Origin of the sequence: Streptococcus sp. cx1, assembly GCF_052384325.1 — a bacterium.
Taxonomy (GTDB): Bacteria; Bacillota; Bacilli; order Lactobacillales; family Streptococcaceae; genus Streptococcus; species Streptococcus salivarius_G.
Map to the genome: position 1 here is coordinate 798755 of NZ_JBQSUN010000001.1, position 6624 is coordinate 805378.

Annotated in this window: 7 protein-coding genes; 1 reads left to right on the forward strand and 6 read right to left on the reverse strand. The window is 39.4% G+C overall.

Annotation, left to right across the window (positions count from 1 at the left end; translation table 11 throughout):
- Positions 1 to 63: 63 nt before the first annotated feature.
- The 6 genes from ACT170_RS03740 to ACT170_RS03765 form a co-directional block, all read right to left on the reverse strand.
- A complete protein-coding gene (locus tag ACT170_RS03740) occupies positions 64 to 753 on the reverse strand; it encodes an XRE family transcriptional regulator (protein ID WP_049553740.1) in 690 nt (229 codons plus the stop codon).
- A gap of 97 nt (positions 754 to 850) precedes the next feature.
- Positions 851 to 1363 carry a transcription repressor NadR gene (locus ACT170_RS03745; protein WP_070577338.1) on the reverse strand — a complete coding sequence of 171 codons (513 nt, stop codon included), beginning with the start codon at positions 1361 to 1363 and terminating at the stop codon, positions 851 to 853.
- Positions 1364 to 1385: 22 nt separating this feature from the next.
- Positions 1386 to 1913, reverse strand: coding sequence for an ECF transporter S component (locus ACT170_RS03750; RefSeq protein WP_002883896.1), 528 nt, complete (start codon positions 1911 to 1913; stop codon positions 1386 to 1388).
- Positions 1914 to 2023: 110 nt separating this feature from the next.
- Positions 2024 to 3586 (reverse strand): signal recognition particle protein, encoded by a 1563-nt coding sequence (gene ffh / locus ACT170_RS03755; protein WP_070577339.1) that lies wholly within the window; start codon positions 3584 to 3586, stop codon positions 2024 to 2026.
- Between the two features lie 32 nt (positions 3587 to 3618).
- Positions 3619 to 3951: a putative DNA-binding protein gene (locus ACT170_RS03760; RefSeq protein ID WP_002883908.1), complete on the reverse strand. Its 333-nt coding sequence runs from the start codon at positions 3949 to 3951 to the stop codon at positions 3619 to 3621.
- A gap of 65 nt (positions 3952 to 4016) precedes the next feature.
- Complete coding sequence (locus tag ACT170_RS03765; protein WP_021144070.1) at positions 4017 to 4715, reverse strand: GntR family transcriptional regulator; 699 nt, start codon at positions 4713 to 4715, stop codon at positions 4017 to 4019.
- A gap of 164 nt (positions 4716 to 4879) precedes the next feature.
- Here ACT170_RS03765 and guaA point away from each other — a divergent pair, with 164 nt between their 5' ends.
- Positions 4880 to 6442 carry a glutamine-hydrolyzing GMP synthase gene (gene guaA / locus ACT170_RS03770; protein WP_002883901.1) on the forward strand — a complete coding sequence of 521 codons (1563 nt, stop codon included), beginning with the start codon at positions 4880 to 4882 and terminating at the stop codon, positions 6440 to 6442.
- The last annotated feature ends 182 nt before the right edge of the window (positions 6443 to 6624 follow it).

Below are 6624 nucleotides of genomic sequence, written 5' to 3' on the forward strand. Positions count from 1 at the left end.
TTGGCTTTACTTTACTTATATTATAACAGATTTAGTTTGAGATGCCTAATCGATACAAGCTGCTTAAGCCTCAACAGGCATAAAGTTACCGACAATTTTACCAATAATTCGAGGATCTTCGTCATAGGGTGCGAACTTATCACCATAACGTTTATTGAGAGAAACTAAACGTAGCCCATCTTCCTCGCGATAAACTTTTTTAATATAGGTTTGACCATCCCAGTCTACAGCATAAACAGCTCCATCATAATCAAAACCTGTTTGTTTGATTAGCACTACTTCACCATTTAGGTAGGTAGGTTCCATAGAGTCTCCAAATACCCATGATGCAAAATCATGATCCAATTCTTCATCATAGAAAACTTCATCATAATTGCCATCACCAAAGTAAGTGTAACCAGTTCCGGCTGATAAACGCTCGAAAACTTTGTATGAGTAAAGGGGAATAACAGGAGCTTTTTGCTTTTCTGTTTCTTGCTCTTCTAGGAGAGCCTTAGTGAGTCGCAAAGCTTCTTGGCGATTTTCCTCATTTAGTTCCAAGTAGACTTCTACAATCTCATGTTCAGACAGAAAATAAGTCTCAGCTACACCAAAAAGTTCGGCCAAAACCGAAAGGTTCTTTTGATTGGGTTTCGTCTTACCATTTTCCCAATTAAAATAAGAGGAGCGTGAAATTCCTAGATGCTTAGCTACTGATGCTTGGCTCATTCCTTGTGCTTCTCGAATTTCCTTAAGTCTTTGTCCTGAAAACATGGCTACCTCCGTAAGTTAATAAACTAACATAAGTTTATCAAAAAAAGCAGTTGTTTTCAAGTGAAACTAACTACTTTTACATTTCTCTTTTATCTCATTATTTAACTAAAAATCCTAGATGGTTAAGTGCCTCTTCAATATAATCTATATCTTGCTCACTATCTGCTTCGACAAGATGATAATGAACACCGTTTGTCAAATCAGATAAGGGGCGAAAGTCATTTGACGAGGCTTGGTCTAAAAAATGCCTAACATCTCGACGACAAGTCAATTTCAACAAAGTCTGAATTTCTCCATAAACTGGATGATCTATCATGATATTTTGAATACGGCCTCCATTATCAACAATAGCCAAAAGCTCATCCTCCATATCGGACACTTTATGATTCACCTTAAACAGTCGACGTACATAAGAATTGTCATCGCTACTTTTATAGATATATCCTCTATTAGTTGAAATAATCTGGGCACCATCTGCACGCAAGAGTGCAATATCTTGAACAATGATTTGACGTGTCACACCAAAATGCTCCGCCAAACTCTGTCCATTCATTGCCTCTTTAGCTCCCTTTAAGAGTGCCAATAATTCTTGTTTGCGATTTGAAGCCATAGACCAACCATACCTCTTTCAATTAGCGTATTTTTCGAATACTTTTGAAAATCGTTAATGCTATAACATAGTCTATCATACTATGGACAATAGTGCCAAAACCAACTAAAACAAAGAGAACATAGAACAGTTTTTGGAAATCCTCTCCTGTTACGGAATAAAAAATCACGCAAGCAAGAACTTCACCTATGGCATGGATAAGTCCTAAAACAAAGTTGAAAAGTAATGATGATTTATGGTTTTCTATCGTTTGTGGAAATTTTTTCAAATAGAGTGCGCCTAAAAAGCCAAATATAATATGAGAGAATGCTCTAAAAACAACCACAATCGGATAGCCAGCCATAAAGTATCCCAAACTAGAAGCTAAGATAACAAAAGCAGTTACCCAGGGAGATATAAACATAGCTAGAAATATTGGAACATGACTCCCCAAAGTATACGAAGCCGGTGGGATGATTAGTTTAATTGGCATGATACTTGGGATAAGGATAGCAATTGCAGTTAATAAAGCTGCAAAGGTCATTTCTTGAATTCTCTTTTTCGGTTTCATAATCTACTCCTTTTTATTGTATATACATTAGTATATTACAGTGTATAGTTATATAAGTCAATATTTTTCAAAAAAAACACTAGAGCAAAATGTCTAGCGTTCTAAGTTTCTTATTTACGTTTTTTCTTAGCTTTTTTCATCTTATTAGCTTGACGCTTCATCGCATGTTTCATGGCAAATGAACCAACCTTACCTTTAAGGCCACCACCAAGCATTTGGCTAAGATCTAAATTTCCAAAATCTGGCATACCAGCGCCACCCATCATGCCTTCGAGAGCAGACATATCCATATTACCCATATCAGGCATATTTGGCATGTTTTTTGGCAGATTATTTGGGTTAAGACCCATTTGACGCATCATTTGCTCCATATCGCCAGACATAACACCTTGCATCATTTGTTTGGCTTGGTTGAAGTCTTTAATAAACTTGTTTACTTCGATGAAGGTATTCCCTGAACCATTGGCAATACGGCGACGACGGCTTGGCGTTAAAAGATCTGGATTTTCACGTTCTTCAGGTGTCATAGATGATACGATGGCACGCTTACGCGCAATTTGCTTTTCATCTACTTTAACATTAGCCAAGGCTGGATTGTTAGCCATACCTGGCAACATCTTAAGCAAATCCTCCATAGGACCCATATTTTGTACTTGGTCTAATTGGTCGATGAAGTCATTGAAATCAAAGGTGTTTTCACGCATCTTTTCAGCCAACTCAAGAGATTTTTTCTCATCGTACTCTTGAGAAGCTTTTTCGATAAGGGTAAGAAGGTCACCCATACCCAAAATACGACTTGACATACGGTCTGGGTGGAAAGTCTCGATATCCGTAATTTTCTCACCAGTACCCGTAAATTTGATTGGCTTGCCTGTAATCTCACGAATAGAAAGAGCTGCACCACCACGTGTGTCCCCATCAATTTTAGTAAGAACAACACCAGTGATATCTAGCTGTTCGTTGAACTCCTTGGCAACGTTAGCAGCTTCCTGACCAATCATGCTATCCACAACCAAGAGAATTTCATTTGGATGAGCAAACTCCTTAATATCATGCAATTCTTGCATGAGAGTCTCGTCAATCTGCAAACGACCAGCCGTATCAATCAAGACATAGTCATTCTTATTGGCACGCGCTTGTTCCAAACCATTTTTGACAATCTCAACTGCTGGTGTCTCTGTTCCCATATCAAAAACAGGAACATTGATTTGTTGCCCCAAAGTTTTCAATTGATCAATGGCTGCTGGACGATAGATGTCCGCCGCAATCATCATTGGACGGGCTTCTTGTTCCTTTATCAACTTATTAGCCAATTTACCAGCAAAGGTTGTCTTACCAGCCCCTTGGAGACCAACCATCATAATGATTGTTGGAATCTTTGGAGATTTTTCAATTTCAGATGTTTCAGACCCAAGAATCTCTGTCAATTCTTCATTAACAATCTTGATAATTTGTTGTGAAGCATCAAGAGTATCAATGATTTCGTGACCTACAGCACGTTCACGAACACGTTTGATAAATGTCTTAACGACTGGTAGCGCTACGTCTGCTTCAAGAAGTGCCAAACGAATCTCTTTAGTGACTTCTTGAACTTCTTTCTCTGAAAGTTTTCCTTTACGTCTTAAATTTTTGAAAACGCCTTGCAAGCGTTCCGTTAAGCTTTCAAAAGCCATATATCATTTCCTCTCTTACTTTCTGCTTGAATCTAATCTCTATTATCAATGCTGCTGAGCACAGCAATTTGTTCCTGAAGATAGCTATCGTCTGGATATTTTTCCATGATATCATCAAAAATTTGGCTACGAACGATGTAATCTGAATACATATGTAATTTCATCTCGTAAGCTTCTAAAATCTTCTCAGTACGCTTGATGTTATCATATACTGCCTGACGACTTACACCAAATTCCTCGGCAATTTCTGCCAAACTGTAATCATCCGCATAATAGAGCTCAATATAGTTCATCTGCTTATCTGTCAAAAGTGCAGCATAGAACTCAAAAAGGGCATTCATGCGATTGGTTTTTTCAATTTCCATAAGCTCCATTTTACCATAAAATCATGGTGTTAGCACGATTCTTGTGCAGAAAAAAGCAGTGACTTTTAGTTATTCTCCAAATAAAATTCAAAACGGTCACCAACATAGTAACTTCGTACATATTCGAAAGCCTGACCGTCTTGGAGGAAGGAAATTTGTGTCAAACTCAAGAGAGCATCACCAGTCTTAACCTTGAGGTGCTTGGCTAAACTACTATTGGCCAAACTAGCTGATATGGTCTGCTGACTTTTCCCTATTTCATAACCGTTATCAGTCAGTGTCTTGAAGAAATGTTCCGTAATTTCTGACTCCTTAAAACCTCGGATAATTTTCTCAGGGATACTGGCAATCTCATAGGCAACTGGAAGATCGTCCGCAAAACGAACACGTTCCATACGAATCACATAGGACTGTGGTAAGACACCTAAATTTTTGATTTCAAATTCATTGGGATGCACACGTTTATATGAAATAAGCTCACTAGACGGTTTCTTGCCTTGGGATTTAACAATCTCTGTGAAACTCGTGGTTCCACGCATCTTTTCCTTAACTCGACTGCTAGCCACAAAAGTACCGCTACCTGGTTTACGCTCTAAAATTCCCTCGTCTACTAAAAGTGTTATAGCCTGACGCACAGTCATACGACTCACATCAAAAGTCTCGCAAAGATCCCGCTCGCTAGGGAGACGTTGCCCGATTTTCCAAGTGCCGTCATCAACATCTGCCTTAATCTTATCATGTATGCGAATATATGCTGGTAGCATCTAATACCCCCTTCTTTACCCCTATTTTACAAAAAAACTAATAGAATTGTAAAGGTGACGACAAGTCTTACAGTTTATCGTATAAATCTAGGTGCTAAGTCCTTAAAATTGTGATACAATGATTGCATAAGAGTCCATGTGTGACGTAAAAAGAAAGGGTAATAATGACTGACATTTCTACTTTGAATGATGTGCAGAAAATCATTGTTCTAGACTATGGTAGCCAATACAATCAGCTGATTGCACGTCGTATTCGTGAATTCGGCGTTTTCTCTGAATTGAAAAGCCATAAAATTACCGCTGATGAAGTCCGTGCCATCGATCCTATCGGTATCGTACTTTCAGGTGGTCCTAACTCTGTTTATGCCGAAGATGCATTTGGTATTGACGAAGAAATTTTTGAACTTGGTATTCCAATTCTTGGTATCTGTTACGGAATGCAACTGTTGACCCACAAACTTGGTGGTAAAGTTGTTCCTGCTGGTGAAGCTGGTAACCGTGAGTATGGCCAATCAACACTTCGCCTTCGTGCCCAATCAGAACTCTTTGCAGGAACTCCTGAAGAACAAGTCGTTCTTATGAGCCACGGTGATGCTGTTACAGAAATTCCAGAAGGTTTCCATCTTGTTGGTGACTCAGTAGATTGCCCATTCGCCGCAATGGAAAATACTGAGAAAAACTTCTACGGTATCCAATTCCACCCAGAAGTTCGTCACTCTGTATATGGTAACGATATTTTGAAAAACTTTGCTTTTGGTATCTGTGGTGCCAAAGGTGACTGGTCAATGGCTAACTTCGTAGATATGCAAATTGCACAAATCCGTGAAACAGTTGGTGACCGAAAAGTCCTTCTTGGACTCTCAGGTGGGGTTGACTCATCTGTTGTTGGTGTCCTTTTGCAAAAAGCAATCGGAGATCAATTGACATGTATCTTCGTTGACCACGGTCTTCTCCGTAAAGGTGAAGGCGATCAAGTTATGGAGATGCTCGGAGGAAAATTTGGCCTTAACATTATCCGTGTTGATGCCTCTAAACGCTTCCTAGACCTCTTGGCTGGAGTTGATGATCCTGAGAAAAAACGTAAAATTATCGGTAACGAATTTGTTTATGTCTTTGATGACGAAGCAAGTAAGCTTAAAGGCGTTGATTTCCTAGCTCAAGGAACACTCTACACTGATATTATTGAATCAGGTACTGAGACAGCTCAAACAATCAAATCTCACCACAACGTTGGTGGTCTTCCAGAAGACATGCAGTTTGAATTGATTGAACCACTTAATACCCTCTTTAAAGATGAAGTACGTGCCCTTGGTACTGAAATGGGAATGCCTGACGAAGTCGTTTGGCGTCAACCATTCCCAGGACCTGGACTTGCTATCCGTGTTATGGGTGAAATCACTGAAGAGAAACTTGAAACTGTTCGTGAGTCTGATGCTATCCTTCGTGAAGAAATTGCTAAGGCTGGTCTTGACCGTGACGTATGGCAATACTTCACTGTTAACACAGGCGTTCGTTCTGTCGGTGTTATGGGTGATGGACGTACCTACGACTACACTATCGCTATCCGTGCTATCACCTCAATCGACGGTATGACAGCTGATTTTGCGAAACTTCCATGGGAAGTTCTTCAAAAGATTTCTGTTCGAATCGTTAACGAAGTTGACCACGTTAACCGTATCGTCTACGATATTACAAGTAAACCACCTGCAACTGTAGAGTGGGAATAAAACCAAAATCATCAAAAGCGTTGAACGATTACGTTCAGCGCTTTTTGTTGTCTCTCGAAAACCACTAGCTGTGCTAGTGGTTCCGAAAAGCTTTTAGCGATGTATCAAAAAAGTCCCCCTAAAGTGTTATATTAGATAAGGTTTCCCGACCACTAACTAATATACAAAAGGAGGACCCCTGA